20 protein-coding genes are annotated in these 19,437 nt (G+C 38.2%); 16 read left to right on the top strand and 4 right to left on the bottom strand.

Going from position 1 to position 19,437, the window contains the following annotated elements:
- Positions 1–20: 20 nt before the first annotated feature.
- From EHR07_RS11635 to EHR07_RS11595, 9 genes are all read left to right on the top strand, one after another.
- Positions 21–731, top strand: coding sequence for a 7-carboxy-7-deazaguanine synthase QueE (locus EHR07_RS11635; RefSeq protein WP_135745226.1), 711 nt, complete (start codon positions 21–23; stop codon positions 729–731).
- Positions 731–3,574: a DEAD/DEAH box helicase gene (locus EHR07_RS11630; protein WP_135745225.1), complete on the top strand. Its 2,844-nt coding sequence runs from the start codon at positions 731–733 to the stop codon at positions 3,572–3,574. The genes EHR07_RS11635 and EHR07_RS11630 overlap by 1 nt, the downstream gene beginning before the upstream one ends.
- A gap of 38 nt (positions 3,575–3,612) precedes the next feature.
- Positions 3,613–4,878: a dicarboxylate/amino acid:cation symporter gene (locus EHR07_RS11625; RefSeq protein ID WP_135745224.1), complete on the top strand. Its 1,266-nt coding sequence runs from the start codon at positions 3,613–3,615 to the stop codon at positions 4,876–4,878.
- Complete coding sequence (locus tag EHR07_RS11620) at positions 4,865–5,716, top strand: SGNH/GDSL hydrolase family protein (RefSeq protein ID WP_135745223.1); 852 nt, start codon at positions 4,865–4,867, stop codon at positions 5,714–5,716. Before EHR07_RS11625 ends, EHR07_RS11620 begins: the two co-directional genes overlap by 14 nt.
- A gap of 1 nt (position 5,717) precedes the next feature.
- Complete coding sequence (locus EHR07_RS11615) at positions 5,718–6,536, top strand: hypothetical protein (RefSeq protein WP_135745222.1); 819 nt, start codon at positions 5,718–5,720, stop codon at positions 6,534–6,536.
- Between the two features lies 1 nt (position 6,537).
- Positions 6,538–6,855: a TRL domain-containing protein gene (locus EHR07_RS11610; RefSeq protein WP_135745221.1), complete on the top strand. Its 318-nt coding sequence runs from the start codon at positions 6,538–6,540 to the stop codon at positions 6,853–6,855.
- On the top strand, positions 6,852–7,097 hold the full coding sequence (locus tag EHR07_RS11605; protein ID WP_135745220.1) for a hypothetical protein: 246 nt from the start codon (positions 6,852–6,854) through the stop codon (positions 7,095–7,097). Before EHR07_RS11610 ends, EHR07_RS11605 begins: the two co-directional genes overlap by 4 nt.
- Positions 7,033–7,422, top strand: a complete 390-nt coding sequence (locus EHR07_RS19205) for a TRL-like family protein (protein ID WP_244288937.1) — start codon at positions 7,033–7,035, stop codon at positions 7,420–7,422. Before EHR07_RS11605 ends, EHR07_RS19205 begins: the two co-directional genes overlap by 65 nt.
- 82 nt (positions 7,423–7,504) lie before the next feature.
- Complete coding sequence (locus EHR07_RS11595; protein WP_244288936.1) at positions 7,505–7,867, top strand: Ig-like domain-containing domain; 363 nt, start codon at positions 7,505–7,507, stop codon at positions 7,865–7,867.
- Positions 7,868–7,998: 131 nt separating this feature from the next.
- On the opposite strand, the gene EHR07_RS11590 is transcribed toward EHR07_RS11595, so the two are convergent.
- Positions 7,999–10,146: a sodium-translocating pyrophosphatase gene (locus tag EHR07_RS11590; RefSeq protein ID WP_135745218.1), complete on the bottom strand. Its 2,148-nt coding sequence runs from the start codon at positions 10,144–10,146 to the stop codon at positions 7,999–8,001.
- Between the two features lie 70 nt (positions 10,147–10,216).
- Between EHR07_RS11590 and EHR07_RS11585 the strand changes: the two genes are divergently transcribed.
- Positions 10,217–11,386, top strand: coding sequence for a tetratricopeptide repeat protein (locus EHR07_RS11585; RefSeq protein WP_135745217.1), 1,170 nt, complete (start codon positions 10,217–10,219; stop codon positions 11,384–11,386).
- A gap of 106 nt (positions 11,387–11,492) precedes the next feature.
- Here the strand turns inward: EHR07_RS11585 and acs are convergent, their stop codons facing one another.
- The gene (gene acs / locus EHR07_RS11580; RefSeq protein WP_135745216.1) at positions 11,493–13,457 is read right to left on the bottom strand and encodes an acetate--CoA ligase; all 1,965 of its coding nucleotides are present in this window, start codon (positions 13,455–13,457) and stop codon (positions 11,493–11,495) included.
- A gap of 83 nt (positions 13,458–13,540) precedes the next feature.
- Positions 13,541–14,113: a GTP cyclohydrolase I FolE gene (folE, locus tag EHR07_RS11575; protein ID WP_265395020.1), complete on the bottom strand. Its 573-nt coding sequence runs from the start codon at positions 14,111–14,113 to the stop codon at positions 13,541–13,543.
- Between the two features lie 136 nt (positions 14,114–14,249).
- Between folE and EHR07_RS11570 the strand changes: the two genes are divergently transcribed.
- From EHR07_RS11570 to EHR07_RS11545, 6 genes are all read left to right on the top strand, one after another.
- Entirely contained in the window at positions 14,250–15,359 is a 1,110-nt protein-coding gene (locus tag EHR07_RS11570; protein WP_244288935.1) for a glycosyltransferase family 4 protein, read from the top strand.
- Positions 15,360–15,461: 102 nt separating this feature from the next.
- Positions 15,462–15,653 (top strand): (2Fe-2S)-binding protein, encoded by a 192-nt coding sequence (locus EHR07_RS11565; protein ID WP_100743687.1) that lies wholly within the window; start codon positions 15,462–15,464, stop codon positions 15,651–15,653.
- Positions 15,631–16,104: a WbuC family cupin fold metalloprotein gene (locus EHR07_RS11560; RefSeq protein ID WP_135745215.1), complete on the top strand. Its 474-nt coding sequence runs from the start codon at positions 15,631–15,633 to the stop codon at positions 16,102–16,104. Before EHR07_RS11565 ends, EHR07_RS11560 begins: the two co-directional genes overlap by 23 nt.
- On the top strand, positions 16,101–17,117 hold the full coding sequence (locus EHR07_RS11555; protein ID WP_135745214.1) for a CE1 family esterase: 1,017 nt from the start codon (positions 16,101–16,103) through the stop codon (positions 17,115–17,117). The genes EHR07_RS11560 and EHR07_RS11555 overlap by 4 nt, the downstream gene beginning before the upstream one ends.
- Positions 17,098–17,976, top strand: a complete 879-nt coding sequence (locus EHR07_RS11550; RefSeq protein WP_135745213.1) for an alpha/beta fold hydrolase — start codon at positions 17,098–17,100, stop codon at positions 17,974–17,976. Before EHR07_RS11555 ends, EHR07_RS11550 begins: the two co-directional genes overlap by 20 nt.
- Before the next feature lie 47 nt (positions 17,977–18,023).
- Positions 18,024–18,224 (top strand): YgaP family membrane protein, encoded by a 201-nt coding sequence (locus EHR07_RS11545; protein ID WP_135572759.1) that lies wholly within the window; start codon positions 18,024–18,026, stop codon positions 18,222–18,224.
- 59 nt (positions 18,225–18,283) lie between these two features.
- On the opposite strand, the gene EHR07_RS11540 is transcribed toward EHR07_RS11545, so the two are convergent.
- The gene (locus EHR07_RS11540; RefSeq protein WP_135745212.1) at positions 18,284–19,399 is read right to left on the bottom strand and encodes a class I SAM-dependent RNA methyltransferase; all 1,116 of its coding nucleotides are present in this window, start codon (positions 19,397–19,399) and stop codon (positions 18,284–18,286) included.
- Positions 19,400–19,437: the final 38 nt, after the last annotated feature.

The raw sequence follows: 19,437 nt of genomic DNA, 5'->3' as shown, positions 1-19,437 counted from the left end.
ACATCGAAGGACTCATCACAATGTTTGGTAAAATTCACGAAATCTATTCTTCTATTTCTGGCGAAGGAATTTCACAAGGAATCCCAACAGTTTTTATCCGATTTGCCGGATGTTCTTTACGATGTGGCAAAACAGAATCAAGATCGTTATGGTGTGACACAGCTTATGCCTTAGGCCCGAACCAAGGTGAAGAAAAAAGTTTAGAATCGATATGGTCGGAGTTAGAAAACTTAGATCCTCATCATGGTTACCAAGTTCTACTTTCTGGAGGGGAACCCTTAGAGGGGAAAAACCGCGACTTATCCATTTCCATTGCCAATAAAATTTATAAACATAGAACAGAGGCAGGTTTGCCCTACCCTGCGGCGCGTGTGGAAACCAATGGAAGCGAGCGAATTACCGAAGATGTTTTTTTTATTTTCACTATGGACTACAAATTACCAGGTTCCGGTATGGAAGACCGAATGGATCTGGAAAATTTCCGGATTCTAGAAAAGAGACATAATTCACTTGACGAAATCAAGTTCGTTGTGCGAGATAGAATCGACTTTGATAGAAGTATCGAAGTCATTCTCGAACAAAAAATACAGACAAATATATTGTATTCGCCCGTCCACGGGGAAGTGGATGCCAAAGAACTGGTTGAATGGATCAAAGTTGACAATCCACCTAAGTGTCGTTTGTCGCTTCAAATTCATAAAGTGCTTTGGGGAAATCAGAAAGGAGTTTGATGGATATCCCTACTCAATTAAGTTTAGATTTTGAAACAACTGTTGAACCAAAACAAACAAATGAATACGGATTCCTTGTCGACGAACCGGAGTTAGGTCTCGCAAAAGTCACAAAAGAAACTACAACTTCAGTAGAACTGTTTTTTGAATCAAAAGAGATTTTTAGAACTGTTAATAAATCCAACAAACAATTAAAATTTTTAAATCAATATCCACAATCACTTCGTGAATGGGAAGAATTTCCCAAAGCAATGGATTTGGCCCTTGATGCCAGCCAACTCAAACTTACTTATAATTTTAACAAACTATCCTCACTTTCAAACTCGAGAACTCGTTTACTTCCGCATCAAATTGAATCGACATTCATTGTTGCAAATAGTTTAAAACCAAGGTTTATCTTAGCCGATGAAGTAGGGCTTGGAAAAACCATCGAAGCTGGTCTTGCCGTAAAAGAACTTATGTTTCGACGAGGGCTCAAACGAGTCCTTGTGGTGGCACCATCTCCACTACTTGTCCAATGGCAACAGGAGATGAAAAACAAATTCAATGAAGAGTTTGCAATTGTTCGTAGAAGAAATTTTGTTACCAACGGTCCAGACCATTGGAGAAATTTTAATAAAATCATTACTTCTATCGATTTCATTAAAAATCCAAGATATGCCGAAGAAATTCTAGGAACGAAATGGGATATCGTTGTTTTTGATGAAGCCCATAGACTTCGTCGTGATTATTCCAAAATCACTCGTGGATATTTATTTGCTGAAAAAATTGCTAGAAAAACGGAATGCCTCCTCCTTCTCACAGCGACACCATTCCGTGGAAAACTAGAAGAACTTTTTTACCTCATGCACCTTGTCGATCCCAATATCCTTGGGCCTTACCATACCTTCGTTAATGATTATGTGGTTGGTCAAAAAGGGGATTTAAAGGAAAAAATCTCCAAAGTTCTCCTTCGTCGTCGTAAAGTGGAAGTAGGTGGGTTTACCAAACGATTTGCCAAAACAGTTAGGATTGATCTCTCTCCCATCGAACGAGCGTTTTATGATGAAACGACGGAGTATGTAAAAAGAGAATACAATATGGCGATGGGAACCAAAAACCGTGCCATAGGATTTGTAATGGTTGTTTTCCAAAAACTTTTGGATTCTTCTGTCATTGCCCTCCTTTCTGCCTTACAAAAAAGAAAATTTATGTTGGAATCCAAATTCCATTACATGAAAGAACATGAAACCACTTTGGATGATTGGGATTTAGATGAAACGGAAGGTGTCGAAGATTTTATTTCTGAATTAGAAGATGAAGAAATGTCTAGTTTCCAAAGGATCAAACGAGAACTCTTTACTCTGAACCGCCTCATCCATTTAGGAAAACAAATCAAAGAAGACAAAAAAACTCAAAAATTAAAAGAAACTCTCTATCGTTTAAAAAAAGAAGGTCATAAAAAATTCATTATCTTCACTCAGTTTAGAACGACACAAGACCATTTACAATCAGTTCTAGAACCAGACTTCAAAGTTTCTCCTTTCCACGGCTCTTTGAGTATGGATGAAAAAGAAGTCGCTATTCAAAAATTTAAAGAAGACTACGAAATTTTAATTTGTACAGAAGCTGGTGGGGAAGGTCGTAACTTACAATTTGCAAATATACTTTTTAATTATGACTTACCTTGGAGCCCGCTCAAGATCGAACAACGGATTGGAAGGATCCATCGTTTTGGTCAAAAGGACAATGTTTATATCTTTAACTTTGCTTCCAAAGATACAGTCGCGGAAAGAATTTTAGAAGTACTCACAAATAAAATTCGTTTGTTTGAAGAATCCATTGGTGCTTCTGATGATTTACTTGGAACGATTGAAGAGGAACTTGATTTCAACTCTAGTCTTATGAAGTTTGTTACTGGTACGAAAACAAAAGAAGAGTTAGAAACTGAATTTGATCTTAGAATCCAAGTAGCACAAAAAGGATTTGAAAAACTCAATGCTCTTGTAACTCCGAAGGTTTTAGATTTTAACTTAAAAGATTATTATGATCATACACTTGAAGAAAGAGAATGGAACAATAGCCATTTGGAAGAAGTCGTTGCCCAAGGTTCCAAATTTTTTCAAGCTCACTTACCAGGAACTCTAACCTCAGTTGGGAAAGGATCTTACGAATATAAAAACGCGGAAGGTAAAGTTAGAAAAGCCACCTTTGATTCAGACCTTGCCTTAACGAATGATTCATTGGAATTTCTTGCGTTTGGACATCCCTTTGTTGAAAAAGTTACAGAGTTACTCACACAAAGCGATATCGGTCGTAAAAAAAAGTACCTTTTATCAGACAACCTAGGACAAAAAATATTATTTGTTTTTCAGGTGGAATTTGATTTTTCCTTAAAAAGAAAAGACCTGTTTTTTATAGAATATGACTTAAAGAAAAAGAAAACTTTAGTTCTAACGGAAAAACCAACTGAGTGGATCGAAGCAAAATCTTACGTTCCAGAAAAAGAAATTTCCCTTTCCAAATTAGAAGAAGCATTTATCCATTGTTATCCGATCGTTGAATCAGAAGCAGAATCTAAAAAAGAAACTCTAAGAAAAGAAACACTTTCTATTTTCCAAAAGGAAGAATACAAAGTAGAACTTTCTCATCAAAAAACGATTCGCCAATTAGAAGAAAAATTGATGCGCCAGGAAGCCGCTTACAAATGGGACAATCGTCCTGAAAAAAAAGCAGTCCTACATAAGACTATGAAAGAAATCCAACGCGCTAAGGATGATTACACGATTGAAATTCGTAAAATCAAAAATGGTGCCACTATTTTCCATAGAATTCGCCTCTACCAAACTTATATCAGTATTTAATTCATTTACAGAGAAATTCTAAAAAATAGAATTTGGGAATGTCCTTTCTCAAAATTCCTTTCTGGATCCAAATTTTCGCATCTTTGTTGTTAGGTTTGTTATTTGGAATCCTATTAAATCCAGAAACAGGATTTATATCCTCTATCGCTTTAAAACCTTATTTATCATGGATGAAACTACCTGGAGATATTTTTTTAAATTTGCTCCAGATGATTATGATTCCTTTAGTGATTGTCTCCATCGCACTTGGTGTTTCTAGTTTAAAAAATTTAAAGGATCTTTGGAGTTTGGGAAGTAAAACACTTCTCTATTTTATTTTTACAACTATTGTTTCAGTCAGTATTGGAATATCGCTCGCATTGGTGATTAAACCAGGAAATCAAATTCAAACGCAATCAGTCGTTACAAACACAACGATCGCAAAAACGGATTTAAAACAAAATGAAGAATCGGTTCCTGAAATTATCGCAAATATTATCCCTAAAAATCTTGTAAATGTTTGGTCCAAACAACAAATGTTATCGGTTGTTTTTTTTGGAATGATATTGGGAATTTTTTTTCTTACCTCGAGAGAGTCTGGAGCAGCACTCAAAGCATTTTGTCATTCATTGGAAAGTTTTTGTTTATGGGTGGTTGCCACTGCGATGAAATTAGCCCCACTCGCTGTTTTGGGACTCATGAGTTATGCGATGGTACAAATCGGATTTTCTTTGTTATTTGGTTTGGTTTCTTACATTGGGACAGTGATTTTTGGATTATTTTGTATTCTTATTTTTTATTTAAGTTTGATTTTTACCCTCACAAGAAAGAATCCTTTTCGTTTTTTGAATCAAGTTCGCGAAATTCCCCTACTTGGTTTTTCAACCTCTAGTTCAAGTTCAGTCCTTCCCTATTCTTTAAAACTTGCTAAGGAAAAATTAAAATTAAAAGAAACTGTGGCCGACTTTGTACTTCCTCTGGGTGCCACAATCAATATGGATGGAACGGCTCTGTACCAAGCAGTTGCTACCGTTTTTTTAAGTCAGGTTTATCAGGTCAATTTATCCACAATAGACTTGTTTTTGTTAGTTGGAACAGTGACGGCAGCATCTATCGGAACGGCAGCAACTCCTGGGGTTGGTCTCGTTATCCTCACATCTATCTTATTTACATTTCACATTCCCATCGAAGGAATTACTATCCTTTTTGGAGTTGACCGCTTTTTAGATATGTGTAGAACTTCAGTAAATCTAACCGGCGATTTATCCTGCGCATTTATTATGGACCATATCTGGAAGGAAACAAAAACCAATGAAAAAAATTAAATACACAGTTTTCTTAGGAATGTTAGTATTCCTCATTCATTGTGATACTAAAAAAGATTATCTAGACGATGTGGGAGCCAATTTACTTTGCACTACATACGCAATTTGTAATGGGGAAACACCTGCAAAAACTGGTATTATTGGTGATAGTTGGACCGATCTCCTTCTAGGATTTCCAGCAGTGGAAACTCTCAGGCCACAGTTAGAAAATAGGTTTCATTATAAATTTGTAGGTGCCACCCTCGGCGGAAAAACCTTGCAACAGGTAGTAAACGAAGGGCTCCAGTTTCAAGTGATTGACCAAGGTGGTGCAGACATGAAAGTCATCATCCTATCTTTGGGTGGAAATGACATTCAAGCCAATCTTTCCGAATATATTGGAAATGTGGAAACAGTGCAAGCACAACGATTTGCCACCATCAAAGCAAATCTCAAAAAACTAGTCGCAACAGGAAATGCTTACAAAGTTTCTAGATTCGGTGGCCAACCAATCAAGTGGATCATTCATGGTTACGACTATCCAAATCCATATATGGCGCCAGTCATTGCTGGTTCTGATGAGGGTTGCAAATCCAAGTTTGATCGAATTGGTCTTAACGTTCCTGATGCGGCTGTTTTCACTTCAACACAATTAGATGCTTTTAACAATTTATTACTAGATACCATTCGGGAAGAACCCACCCTTCTATATACGGACCTAAGAAATACATTAGGTGGAAAACCATTTTCGCGCGCCGAATTTATGTTAGATTGTATTCATGCAAATAACTTAGGATATACATATCTTACCGATAAGTTCGCTAGATTAATTTATCCAATCACCAATATAGGATTTTAATATGAAAAATATACTAATCATATACATCTTTTTTCTTTCTTTAATTTCTTCTTTATATGCACAACCAACTAACAATACTGGGTTTGCACACCCATTACAAGTCGAACCTGTTGCTTTATATACTAAGGTTAGAGGTAATATAGGTTATTGGCATAAAGACTTCAACGGAGTTAAAGAAATTAATAAGGATATTAATGTTGAGGGAGAATACAAATTTTCCGATTCATTTTCAGTTATTTCTTCCGTAGGTCGAACAGATTATTCACAAACCGATACCGCAAGAGAAATCACATGGGATCGATGGAATGCAGGGATCAAATATGGAAAAGTTTATGAAAATGGATCCTCTCAATTTTTAATTGGTGCTGGTTTAAGACTCTATGATAAAAAAAGAAACGCTGAATTTCGAGAAAGAGAAAACCCAGATTTTTATTTAATCAGACCTAATTTTGGATTGGGATACAAATACGGAATCTTCCAAATCATGTCTGAGTTTCGTTTTCAAACAGAAACTAACAGACATGGAAAAGAGTCTAGCCTCCAGGAATTTAAACGTTATTACCAAGTCGGTATTGCACCTTCTTTTTCAATTGCAGATTCCGTTCGCATCTTTACAGAATTGGAATACAGAGAACCAGTGGATCGAGTGGCCGATAAAAATTTAAGATATTTTAATTTTTATCCAGGGATCTCCATGAGTACTGAAAATTTAGGAACGTTTAGTTTCTCTCTGCTCTTAGGAATTTTGCCAAAAGAAGATAACGCAATTGATCGTGGAATTCGTTTTTCCTATTTCTACTTCTTTGATACAAACCAGTAGTATGAAACGAGGTTTATTGATTTCGATTTGTTTCTTTTTTTTTCAATGTTTCAGTTTTCAAATAGGAAATCCTTCTTTCACTATTTTCCAAAATAAAGGACAAGAAGGATGGTTTTCTCCAGGAAAAGCACCACAACCGTCAGATACATTTGTAGAATCTTGTACTACGAATTACTTCGGTTTGGTGAGTTTAGGAAATGCTAGTTTGGAATATATCCATCGTCAGTCTCGACCAAAGGAAATCCATAGCCTCGACCATTATTATAAAAAACAGTATTTCTTTTTCCAAGAACTTTGTTTAAGAATTACAGGACGATGAAACAGAACATTGACTCATTAACTGAATTTGCAAAGAAACTGAAAAGTGGACTCATTTATGAGGAAATTGAATTCAAATTAAAAGAATTTCATTCCAAAAAGAATAATGCATCTAAAAAATCGCTCGAAGCACTTACCGAAAAAATTCGAAAGAAAGAAGAACAAATTAAAAAACTTTATGACGACATCATCCTTTTACAAAACAAACTTTCAGAAATTTTGGACCAAGAACTTAAAAAATAACCAAACTCATCCAAAAAGAAAACTACTCCTAACATTCTTTTTATTCAATTTATTTCTAAACCTTTCCTGTGCCAGTTCCGGATTTGGAACCCAAGGCCTTCTTTATGAGAACCAAAGGATTAGTATGATGGAAACTGGGAACCCTGCCACCAAGGAAGGAATCGCTTGTGCTAAGTCCTATTTGGGTCTCCTGGCTCTCGGAGACGCTTCTGTCGAAGTGTCCCAAAAAATTGGAAATATTAAAGAAATTACGTCTATTGAACTAGAAACTTACAATTTCTTGGGGATTTACGCAAAACTCTGCGCAATTACCAAGGGTAATTAGTCGAAATTAAAGTTAGAGCCCTATGCCCAGCTGGAAGAGAATTTATATCCTATTTTTCGTTTTATTTTCTTCCCAGGCATGTTTGCCGAAGCCAAAACCATCTCTTTTGGGTGTGTTGGTATTACCTTTGGTCACGCAAACCTCTTCCACTTTTACCATTGAATCCACAGTCCCGACCGATGGAGCCACAGGTGTTTCCTTAAATCCAACAATTACAATCGTAATGACCCAAGCGGTAGAAAGTACTTCGCTCAATACAAATATTAGCTGTTCCCCTTCTTGTCCCAGTCTCAACGGTGGTGCTTCCAACAGAACCATCACTCTTACTCCAGCAAGTGCTTTGACTACTGGCACCACTTACACCATCACTTTAAACAAAAACATCCAATCCATATTTGGATTAACGCTCGGCACAAACACCAGTTTCAGTTTTACCACCTTATAAAAAAAGCCGACGTTTCCGCCGGCTTCTCTCTTTCATTTCCTATTTAAGGAAACTAGAATTGATTGTTTGTATTTGGTAGATTCCTTTGGACCAAAGACCTCTACCAAATTTTCATGGTCTCACTTAATTTCTTATTTAAAGAAATTTAAAATGATCCCACCTTTTGTTACAAAAAACTCAGCAAACACAAGTGAGGTGATCGCCATGAGTTTAATCAAAATGTTGATCGCAGGGCCAGAAGTATCTTTAAACGGATCTCCTACTGTATCACCCACAACCGCAGCTTTGTGTTTTTCAGAACCTTTTCCACCAGCTGTTTTTTCGATGTATTTTTTCGCGTTGTCCCAGGCTCCACCGGAGTTTGCAGAAGAAATCGCAAGAACCACACCAGAAACAAGTGCTCCTGCTAGAAGACCAGCAAGTGACTTCACTCCAAATAAATACCCAACAACAATCGGGCTTAAGAGAACAAGAAGACCTGGAGGGATCATTTCACGAAGAGCAGCAGAAGTAGAAATATCTACACACTTAGCATATTCTGGTTTTGCTTTACCTTCCATAAGACCAGGGATCTCTTTGAATTGGCGACGAACTTCTTTTACCATATCAAGAGCTGCCTTTCCAACTGACTTCATAGTCATTGCCGAAAAGATAAAAGGAAGCATGGCACCGAAAAGAAGACCACCAAACACCAAAGGATCAAGAAGTTCAATGGAAGTTAAATCGATCGCACCTTCACCCATTTCTTTAGAAGCATTTTGAGTTCTAGTGATAAACGCTGCAAATAAGGCAAGGGAAGTAAGAGCAGCCGATCCAATCGCAAATCCTTTTCCTACAGCCGCAGTGGTGTTTCCCGCTGCATCTAGGTTGTCAGTTCGATCGCGAACTTCTTTTCCGAGTTCCGCCATCTCAGCAATTCCACCCGCGTTATCAGAAACAGGGCCGTAAGCATCAATCGTCAGACCAATCGCAATGGTAGAAATCATACCAATAGCAGCGATGGCAATTCCATACATACCGGCAAGGATATTGGAAACAACGATTACGATCACAAGTAAAATTACAGGAATGACTGTGGATTTGTAACCAAGTGCCAAACCGTAAATGATGTTTGTAGCAGCACCAGTATCACAAGCATCTGCCACTTCACGCACTGGTTTGTAAGAGTGGGAAGTGTAAATCTCAGTAATCCAACCAATAAACATACCAGCAAACAAACCTAATGCGACTGATGTAAACACATTCCACTTAGTGATGGTTTTGTCTCCGATTTGGAAACTATCGATCATAAAAATGTCCGTTGCAAAATACAACGCACCCGCTACGATGAATGTAGAAATCCAAAGTTGGAGTTTGAGAGCTTTTTCTACGTTTCCACCTTCTTTCACGCGAGCAAAAAAAGTTGTGATCAGGGAAGCTGGGATTCCAATCGCAGAAATTAAAAGTGGATAGAGTAGAGCTGAATTATTGTCAGCAAGTGCTGATGCTGTGGCACCAATCACAAGAGCCGCACAAGTTGCTTCAGCAGCAGAACCAAAAAGGTCAGCACCCATACCAGCAATATCACCTACGTTGTCTCCAACGTTATCAGCAATGGTTGCTGGGTTACGGGGATCATCTTCTGGAATTCCTTTTTCTACCTTACCAACAAGGTCAGCACCAACGTCTGCGGCTTTGGTATAAATACCACCACCCACACGACCAAAGAGTGCCACAGAAGATCCACCGAGACCAAAACCTGCTAGTGATTCCATAAGGATGTGTTTAGCAACACCAACGTTTGTTCCTGTGAAGAGAAGGAAAAGTCCAATCATTCCAAGAACTGCAAGACCAATGAGACCAAAACCCATAACGGCTCCAGAGTCATAAGCCACTCGGAAGGCGCGAGAAAGAGAAGTTTTTGCGGCTTCTGCCGTGCGAACATTACCAGCTGTCGCAATCTTCATTCCAATAAAACCAGAAAGGCAAGAAATGAGGGCACCAGAAACAAAAGCAACGGCAGTATAAATTCCTTCGTTGAACTCAGTTTTTGGGTTATCCAAAAGTAGATAAATGAGAACCGTCATGAAACTGATAAATAGCAAAATGACTCGGTATTCTCTGAGAAGGAAGGCCATTGCCCCTTCTGCGATTGCTGCGGAGATTTCTTTCAATTTAGCAGTTTCTTTTTCGCTACCGCCGCCTGCGCCCACTTGGATGCGAACCACCCGAGCCGCGTAGAATATCGCCGTGACTATGGAAACTAGTGCCATGACGATGATGATTAACTCTACATTCATGAGATCCTCTTTGAGATTGTTTATTTGAATTTCTAAGATTATTTAGAAGATGACCGATGAGAATCCATAGATGATACTTCGGTCTAGGAGAATATGGCAATTTAGTGTTCTGGTAACAAGTCTATTTCTGGTTTCCAGTCCAAATTTAGCAGAACCAGAGGTTCTGAACCCAGTTAAGGTCTTTTATGGATACGAAGATCTTTTGCGGATGGCAGAAGACAAAATTGTCCAAGAAACCCCGGCCAAAGCATTCGATTTTCTCATCAAAGCCAAAGAATTAAATCCAGATCCGGACTATCGGTACTATAATATAGCCGCACGTGCCCACATGAAGTTAGGTCAGGTATTCGACGGAATTCATGCCTTCGAAGAATCCATTAAAAAGAAAAAAGACCAACTCGATTTGGTTTTGTATGTCGCCGATTTTTATGAAAAGGAAAGAAAACAAAAAGAGGCTTTGTTCTATACAAAATTGTATTTAGAACAAAAACCCAATGCTAAGTACAGATTGTATACTGCAGCCATTTTATCCAGACAACTTGGTTTGGAATCGGACTACGAATCCTATATACAATTTTTAGAATCAGACAAAACCTTTGTTTCTGAAAAAGATGCCTTACAAGCGAGTCTTTTGAAAAATATCAAAAACAAAAAATGGAAAGAAGCAGATGATTTGAGTTTGCGGTACTTGGTTTATTTTCCTCGGGAAGAGACAATGTATGAAACCTTGATCCTTGCCCGAAGAGGAAGAGAATCCGAACTTTTAGAACAAGCTTACCAATGGACAACGACCATTTTTTTGAATGAAACTAGGTACTTCACTCGCTACGGAGTGTTTCTCCAAGAAAAACAAAGATACCTAGAAGCCTTGTCTTTATTTCGAAGAGGATTTTACAATTTACTGAAATTTTACCCAGATTCGGATGCGGGAGAGATTTTATTTCTCATTCGTCAAAGTTATGCGAATCTAGGAAAAGATAGAGACACCCTTGCCATCGATTCTTTGGTGAAAGATTTTAAAAACCAAAACAAACTCACGGCTACCGAATTAGAAAACCACCAAAACACGTATCGTAAAAATAGAGAGTATTTGTTATTTTGTATCCACTGGTTTTCGAAACGAGATACGACCAAAGCAAACGAGTATCGTAAAAAATTAAAAGATAGAGATATGGAATTTGAAGAATCAGAATTCCTGCGGGTGATGGGAGTATTTTCCGCTCTCCCGCAGGATCTTTAAAACAAACAAGACCCAACTCATAAAAGAAGCTGGCTTTTTATAACCTTCTTCTTCCTAGTTAGTTTTCACCGAAGGAAGAAGAACTGAAAGTACCGAAAATCTAATTTTAACTGTGGAATTTCTTTTTATCATCAATTAACGATTGTACTACGGATGGATCTGCGAGAGTGCTGATATCTCCCAAAGTATCAAATTCGTTATTGGCAATTTTTCTTAAAATTCGTCGCATAATTTTCCCTGATCTCGTTTTAGGAAGTCCCGGAGCCCAGTGGATCACTTCTGGCCTTGCAATTTTACCGATGACTTTTTCCACCATCGCAATCAGTTCTTTCTTTAAAGCATCGTTGGTGGTCACACCATGTTTCACAGTTACATAGGCATAAATTCCCTGACCTTTGATATCATGTGGAAATCCAACCACCGCAGCTTCGGCAACTGATTTATGTTCAACGAGTGCACTCTCTACCTCGGCTGATCCAATGCGATGTCCCGAAACATTGAGTACATCATCGACTCGTCCCGTGATCCGAAAGTATCCATCTTTGTCTTTGTTGGCACCATCACCTGTGAAGTAATACCCTTTGAATTGTGAAAAGTAGGTATCAAAGAATCGTTTTGGATCACCGTACACCCCACGCATCATCGAAGGCCAAGGTTTGGCAATACATAGGTTTCCAGAGATTTCTCCTTTGTCTTTGATCTCCACACCTTCATTGTCCACAAGGACTGGTAGGATTCCATAAAATGGCCAACTCGCCGAACCTGGCTTTTGCGGGATCGCACCAGGAACACCAGAGATCATTATGGATCCGGTTTCTGTTTGCCACCAAGTATCCACAATCGGGCATTTTGATTTTCCAATATTGGTATGGTACCATTCCCAAGCCTCTGGATTGATGGGCTCACCCACAGAACCAAGAAGTCGTAAAGATGCCAAAGATCTTTTTTTGATAGGTTCAATGCCTTCTCGCATGAGTGCTCGAATGGCTGTTGGCGCTGTGTAAAATACGGTGACTTTATATTTATCAATCACATCCCAAAACCGGCCGGCATCTGGATAACTAGGAACCCCTTCAAACATCAGCGATGTGGCCCCATTGGACAATGGTCCATAAAGAATATAACTGTGTCCTGTGATCCAACCAATGTCTGCCGTACACCAATACGTGTCCGTCTCTTTATAATCAAAGATGGTGGCAAAAGTAAGATTGGCACCGAGTAAATATCCTGCTGTGGTATGTAGGACACCTTTTGGTTTTCCTGTCGAACCTGAAGTATAAAGAAGGAAAAGTGGATCTTCTGAATCCATTACTACTGGTGGGCATTCTTTTTTGATATCGGGTTCTTTCATGAGGTAGTGGTACCAGTGGTCTCTACCTTCTTTCCAATTTAAGTTTCCTTCGTCTCCAGTTCGCTTAACAACGATTACGTCTTTGACTTTGTATTTACTTTCTTCTAAAGCAACATCCACATTTTTTTTGAGTTCAACTGGTTTGCCTCCACGATAACCACCATCAGCAGTAATGACAAGTGTGGGTTTGCAGTCTTCAATCCTACCAAGAAGGGCTTCTGGCGAAAATCCACCAAACACAACGGAATGCACGGCTCCAATGCGAGTACAAGCTAGTGTCGCAATGGCAAGCTCTGGAATCATAGGAAGGTAAATGAGAACCCGGTCTCCTTTTTTTACATGGAATTTTTTCAGAACATTGGCAAAGTGATTTACCTCGCGGTGCAGGTCATGATAAGTAAGGACTTTGGATTCATCAGGGTTGTCCCCTTCCCAAATAAGAGCCGCTTTGTTTCTGTGTGGAGAATCTAAATGTCTGTCTAAACAGTTATAGGAAACATTGAGTTTCCCTCCAACAAACCATTCTACTTTTGCTTTGGCAAAATCGTGTTTGAGAACCTTGGTCCATTTTTTAAACCAAGTTAGGCGTTTGGCTTGTTCGGCCCAAAACTTTTCCGGTTTTTCTATAGATTCTTTGTATTTGGTTTTGTATTCTTTTAAACTAACATTCGCAATCTTAGCGAAGTCTTTGGACGGTGCCACGATTCTTTCTTTCGGCATAGATTCCCTCTAGAGAAAGAATGCTGAACTTTTTTTTAAAAAAGTCCAGCATGAATCTGAAAAATTGAATTTAAAAAATGAACTTAATGCGAGCCGGTTCGGATCAAATCCAAAAATTCGCTGCGAGTGGTGGGATCTGTTTTGAATAAACCAAGTAGGCTAGAAGTAAAGAGTTCTGAGTTTTGTTTTTCTACCCCACGCATCATCATACATAGGTGTTTGGCTTTGATGACAACACCGACACCAAGTGGATCTAAGGTTTCTTGGATGGCTTGCGCAATTTGGTCGGTGAGTCGTTCTTGTACCTGCAAACGTCGGGCAAATACATCTACGATTCGTGGAATTTTACTAATTCCTATGATTTTTTTATTGGGAATGTAAGCCACATGTGCCCTTCCATAAAAAGGAAGTAAGTGGTGTTCACATAAAGAATACATTTCAATATCGCGCACCAAAACCATACCAGTAGTGCTTTCTTCAAAAATCGCACCATTCACAATTTGGTTCAAATCAGCCTTATACCCACTGGTCAAAAAATCATAGGCCTTCTTCACACGATTAGGCGTTTTCACAAGACCTTCGCGCGAGGGATCTTCACCAATTTGTTTTAGGATTTCTTCGATTAAGTTTTCCATTCGATTCCTTTTGACAGATATGTTCCTGGTGTCTTGATCCTGCCTTCCAAATTATGAATGCAGAATATTTACTACTAATTTGACTAGACTTGACTCATCGGGAAAAGATACATTTCCTTTTTTTTAAATTAATTCTAAAGGACATAATCAAATCAGAATGCGGATTAAAATTGGATACGATGCAAGGATGGTCGAAAATTCAGGGATCGGGATTCGGATTCAACATATTTTGAAGTTTTGGCCCATTTCTGCAAAGATAGCCGATTTATTTATTTTTGGTGATCCCTCTGTATTAGAAAAATACGAACTTCCAAAGCACGCAAGTATCATTGAATATAAAACAAATATCTATTCGCCTAAAGAATTTTTAGGTCATCCCAGAATGGCCGAAATGGATTTTTTAGACATCCCTCATTTTAATATTCCCTTTCCGTACATTCGTAAATGCATTGTCACCATTCACGATCTGATTCCTTATCATTTTAAAGCGGCACATAGTTCTCTCGTCAAACGAGTGTATATGCAAATTGTATTTCGTTGGATCAAATGGTTTGCACACAAAATCATCACTGTTTCGGAATACACGAAAGAGGATTTGGTAAAAAGTTTTGGATATTCGAAAGAAAAAATTTCTGTTGTTTATAATGGAATCGATTTACATAATTTTTCAAAACAGCCACAGGCAAAAGTTTCTCAATTCATAAAAAAACACAAACTTCCCAAATCCTATCTATTCACCGTAGGAATAGGAAAACCTCATAAAAATTTTCCATTTTTATTATCCAATTTAGAAACGCTTTGGGAAAAAAAGAAACTTTCCTTACCTTTAGTTGTGGGTGGCCTCAAGGAAGAAATCCCAGAAGAATTTTTGGAAATCCAAAAGAGATATCCCGATCAGATTTATTTTTTATCTCATCTGCCTTATGCAGAACTTCCTCTGGCGTACCAAGGTGCAAAAGTATTTCTCTATCCTTCTTTGTTTGAAGGGTTTGGATTCCCCGTTTTGGAAGCACAAAGTGTTGGCACTCCCGTCTTTTCTTCCAATGCCAGCGTTTTACCGGAAGTTTTGGGAAATGGTTATGAATCCTTTGATCCCAAAAATTCCGATTCCTTTCAGAATCAACTACTCACCTTACTAAAAGATACAAAGCGACTCAGCCAGTTGAAAGTTTTAGGGGAAAAAAACGCCAAACGATTCCAATGGAAATCGGCCATTCAATCCCTAAGCCAAGTTTACAACCCCATTCTCGAACCAAAAACCCGATAAAATCCGGAAGGCTTACGGGGTTTTTGTGAAATTTTCCAAACTTGAGACAAAAAAAAATTCTTGTCGTACCATTGGGAACGCAAGAGACTGATTCTCAGAACCATGATCAAGTGTCACTGCGCAGAAGTTTTCTTTGAATCTATCTTAAATGTTGTCAAAGATACAAACCGCCCTATACTAGAAGTTGCCCGCGAGATGGGAGCGGCTGATACTTGTACGGCTTGTGTTCCGGATATGTTAGCCTTCATCGAGCAGGAATTGGAAGGTCAACTTGCAGGAAATACAAGTCATTGATTCCGAATTAATCGGAACTCTCGTTAAAAAAGCTCAAAACGCAGAAAGAAAACGTACCAATCACAACTTCCATGAACAAAAGGAAGTGTACCAAAGATTCTTAAACGTTCTTTCAAAAAATACCTACATTCCACCTCACAGACATTTGTCGGATCCAAAACCCGAAACCTTCATCATCCTCGAAGGGGAGATTGGTTTTTTGATTTTTGATGAAAACGGCGAAGTAAAAGAGGCACATAAACTTTCAGCCAATGGTCCTAAACGTGGGATCGATTTACAACCAGGTGTTTGGCATAGTTTAGTGTGTTTGTCAGATACGGCAGTTTGTTTTGAAGGAAAGTCTGGTCCTTATGATCCCACAGTTGATAAAGAATTTCATCCAAAGTATCCGCTAGAAAGTGATCCAAAGTTTACAGAAACCATCAAATCCTTTGAATCTTTATTTGTATGAATTGGATTTCTGTTAAGGTTCAGTTATACCTACTTTTGATTATGGTTTCCTTTTCTTTTTTCTGTAAATCGCTGCCTTCGATTGTTCCGGTCAAAGAACACAAACTACAATCAATCTCAACGGATGGTTTATTACGTTCCTTTCGCTATTACATCCCTAAGCAATCTAAAGAGGATAAATTACCTGTCGTGTTTATTCTACACGGAGGTGGTGGAACAGGCGAGGGAATGATTTACCTTTCCCGAATGTCAGAAAAGGCTGAGGAATATGGATTTATTGCAGTGTATCCAGATGGTTATGCAAACCGGTGGAATGACGGAAGAAAAATTCCACACTCTATCACAGATAAAAGGAACACAAAAGATGTAGATTTTTTCCGTGAGATGGTTCGTCACTTGGACTCTGAATATCCTATTGATTACAATCGTATCCATGCTGTTGGAATTTCTAATGGTGGATTTATGACACAACGTTTGTTATGTGAAGCTCCCGATTTATTTAGTTCAGGTTATTCTGTTGCTGCCGTAACTTCCCGAGGGTTAAAAGAGATTTGTAATCCTCCATTGCAAAAATCGATAGGATTCATTATGGGAATGTCTGATGATGTAGTTCCCTACCAAGGGGGAACCGTTTCCATCCCTGCTGATCCAAACAATCAATCACAGAGAATTGCTGCAGGAGATGTTCTTTCCTATATTGAATCATTAGAATACTGGACTTCAAGTTTTTCGTGCAAAGAAGAAACCAAATCCCAAAAAAGACACTTAAATAAATTTTGGAAGAGGGACATTCAATACACTAAATTCACTGATTGTTCCAGTGACCAAATTGTAGAAGGATATTTGATCCCCGGTGGCGGACATATTTGGCCTAATGGTTTTTATTACCAAAATGAAAAACAATACGGATATTTAAGTAAGGACTTGGATACTAGAGAGATTGTGTTACAATTCTTTCGAACGACATATAAAAAAGAAAAGTTGGTAAATAACAATGCACCATTCGGAAATTAGAAATTCATCCACTGTATTTACCACTTTAGAATCAGGAACCGGTGACCCTGTTCTTTTCCTACATGGATTTCCCGATAACCATAAAACCTTTGCCCCAATAATGGAATCTATTGGAAAAAAAGGGTTTCAATGCATTGCCCCTGTTATGCGAGGATATGAACCGTCTACAATTTCGCATTCTCAAAAATTACATGTTGTTGACCTGGTTCAAGACATCTTAGGTTGGATGGATGACCGACGTTGGGAACAAATACATTTAGTTGGTCACAATTGGGGAGCAGTCATCGCCTATGCTGCAGGAATGTATTATCCGAACCGTATCAAATCGATTACAAGTCTTGGAGTTCCTTTGCTACGAACCTACCAAGATTCCTTTTTTTGGGCTCCCCAACAAACCATTCATTCTTGGTATGTTTTATTATTCCAAATTCCCTTTCTGGCAGAACTGACAATCCGATCTAACAACTTTGCTTTAGTGGATTTTTTATGGAGAGATTGGTCACCTGGATATACCCCAAACCAAGACCACTTAGCAGAGATTAAATCTAATTTCCAAAATCCAGGTATTTTATCTTCAGCACTTGCGTATTACCGAAATTTAAATGACCTTTTTACGGAATCTGGTAGAGAAAGTTTATTAGGAATCTTAGATTCTCAAATTAATGTCCCAACCCAAATTCTTTATGGTCTGAACGATGGTTGTTTTCATAAAAATTTATTTGAACACTTACTGGATGAAACAGACTTTCCTTGCGGGTTTCGCAAAATTGGTTTCGATCATGCTGGACATTTCTTACATTGGGAAAAAAGAGAAGAAGTGACGAAATTGATTTTAGAATGGTTACAAAAAAATAAATAAGAATACATTCGTTTTCCTTCGTCAAACCTTCTTTAAGGAGATTGGATATGTTTCAAAATATGGGTCTTTATGACAGAATCATTCGAGTGGTCGTGGGTTTGGTATTAGGTGGTCTCTATCTAACAGGAGTTGTAGAAGGTACGACTGCTTTAGTTCTTCTCATTATTGGACTTGTGATGATTGCTACTTCTGCAATAGGATTTTGTCCCGCTTACCTTCCTTTCAAAATCACAACTAAAGAAAAATAACAACGCATCCTGTAGTGCAAAAACAACTCACAAGTTTAAGTTTGTGAGTTGTTTGTTTTTTATTTTTTTAAACTTACAAGAACTTCATAGTGTTGAGTTCTCGGAAAAAAATCAAATAAACCTAAATATTCCAATCGATAACCTAACTTTTCCAATCTCGTTACGTCCCTTCTTAAAGTGCTTGGATTACAACTTGAATAAACAATTTGTTTCGGAGAAAAAAGGGAAGCCGAGGTTATGATCCCTTCCGAAAGGCCGGCTCTCGGGGGATTCACAACCCAGATTGGATACTTCGCAGTATGTTTCGGTAAATGTTTTTGATACAAATCACTCACTTCATATTCGAACTGCAAAGCATTGTTTGACTTAGCATTTTCTCTTGCATAACGGATACTTTTTTCGTGAGATTCCATTCCATAAAGAGAGGCAATTTTTTCGCGAATGGAAATACCAATCGTTCCACATCCACAGAATAATTCCAAAATTTGAGCCGAATCTGGTAAGAGAGATTTGATTTTCTCAAGCCAAGGTTCTAACAGAAACCTGTTAATTTGAAAAAAACCACGTTCGGGAACCTTGAGTTTCGTATTAAAAATACTAATTTCTGTCTGGTCTCGTTCGTAATTGACAACGGATTTGGACGAAAGTCTAAGTTGGATGGATTTTTGTTTTGTTACCGATTTTTTGATCCCTAGGGGTATTTCAGCCCATAACAATCGTTTATCGATGGTTTTACAGACAAATTGAGATTCATTGACGATCCGATGGCTTTTTTTTGAAAAATAACCAATTTCTTTTCCATTCGATTGCCACTGCACATTGTTTCGATACTCGTTTGCTAGTCCTGTAACCACCTCTAATTTCCCTTTCCATTCCGAAAACATGGCTTCTAAAAGTGTTTTTTTGATTTGGATCTCGTCTTGATAAGTGATATGGCGGTAACTGCAACCTCCACACTCTAAAAATACAGGGCAATCTGAAGGAATTCTTGATACGGCTGGCTCAATGACTTCCGAAACGGTCCCAAACCATTCTTTTGTTCCTGTTTTATAAAGATTTATGTCTACTGTTTCGCCCGGTATTCCACCCTCAACAAAGACGGCATGACCCTCATGGTGTGTGATACAGAAACCACCATTCACCCACTTTTCTAGTTTTATACGCAACTTTTCCATTCTCTAGAACCATTCATTGAATATTCAATTGACACTGC

This window comes from Leptospira bandrabouensis (assembly GCF_004770905.1).
Taxonomy (GTDB): Bacteria; Spirochaetota; Leptospiria; order Leptospirales; family Leptospiraceae; genus Leptospira_A; species Leptospira_A bandrabouensis.
The sequence above is the reverse complement of the archived record's forward strand: the minus strand, read 5'-3'. Positions and strand labels throughout refer to the sequence as shown.

Coding starts and splice junctions, on each gene's coding strand:
- EHR07_RS11635 (WP_135745226.1), top strand. CDS start 21: ATGTTTGGTAAAATTCACGAAATCTATTCTTCTATTTCTGGCGAAGGA.
- EHR07_RS11630 (WP_135745225.1), top strand. CDS start 731: ATGGATATCCCTACTCAATTAAGTTTAGATTTTGAAACAACTGTTGAA.
- EHR07_RS11625 (WP_135745224.1), top strand. CDS start 3,613: ATGTCCTTTCTCAAAATTCCTTTCTGGATCCAAATTTTCGCATCTTTG.
- EHR07_RS11620 (WP_135745223.1), top strand. CDS start 4,865: ATGAAAAAAATTAAATACACAGTTTTCTTAGGAATGTTAGTATTCCTC.
- EHR07_RS11615 (WP_135745222.1), top strand. CDS start 5,718: ATGAAAAATATACTAATCATATACATCTTTTTTCTTTCTTTAATTTCT.
- EHR07_RS11610 (WP_135745221.1), top strand. CDS start 6,538: ATGAAACGAGGTTTATTGATTTCGATTTGTTTCTTTTTTTTTCAATGT.
- EHR07_RS11605 (WP_135745220.1), top strand. CDS start 6,852: ATGAAACAGAACATTGACTCATTAACTGAATTTGCAAAGAAACTGAAA.
- EHR07_RS19205 (WP_244288937.1), top strand. CDS start 7,033: ATGACGACATCATCCTTTTACAAAACAAACTTTCAGAAATTTTGGACC.
- EHR07_RS11590 (WP_135745218.1), bottom strand. CDS start 10,146: ATGAATGTAGAGTTAATCATCATCGTCATGGCACTAGTTTCCATAGTC.
- EHR07_RS11585 (WP_135745217.1), top strand. CDS start 10,217: ATGATACTTCGGTCTAGGAGAATATGGCAATTTAGTGTTCTGGTAACA.
- acs (WP_135745216.1), bottom strand. CDS start 13,457: ATGCCGAAAGAAAGAATCGTGGCACCGTCCAAAGACTTCGCTAAGATT.
- EHR07_RS11570 (WP_244288935.1), top strand. CDS start 14,250: ATGCGGATTAAAATTGGATACGATGCAAGGATGGTCGAAAATTCAGGG.
- EHR07_RS11565 (WP_100743687.1), top strand. CDS start 15,462: ATGATCAAGTGTCACTGCGCAGAAGTTTTCTTTGAATCTATCTTAAAT.
- EHR07_RS11555 (WP_135745214.1), top strand. CDS start 16,101: ATGAATTGGATTTCTGTTAAGGTTCAGTTATACCTACTTTTGATTATG.
- EHR07_RS11550 (WP_135745213.1), top strand. CDS start 17,098: ATGCACCATTCGGAAATTAGAAATTCATCCACTGTATTTACCACTTTA.
- EHR07_RS11545 (WP_135572759.1), top strand. CDS start 18,024: ATGTTTCAAAATATGGGTCTTTATGACAGAATCATTCGAGTGGTCGTG.
- EHR07_RS11540 (WP_135745212.1), bottom strand. CDS start 19,399: ATGGAAAAGTTGCGTATAAAACTAGAAAAGTGGGTGAATGGTGGTTTC.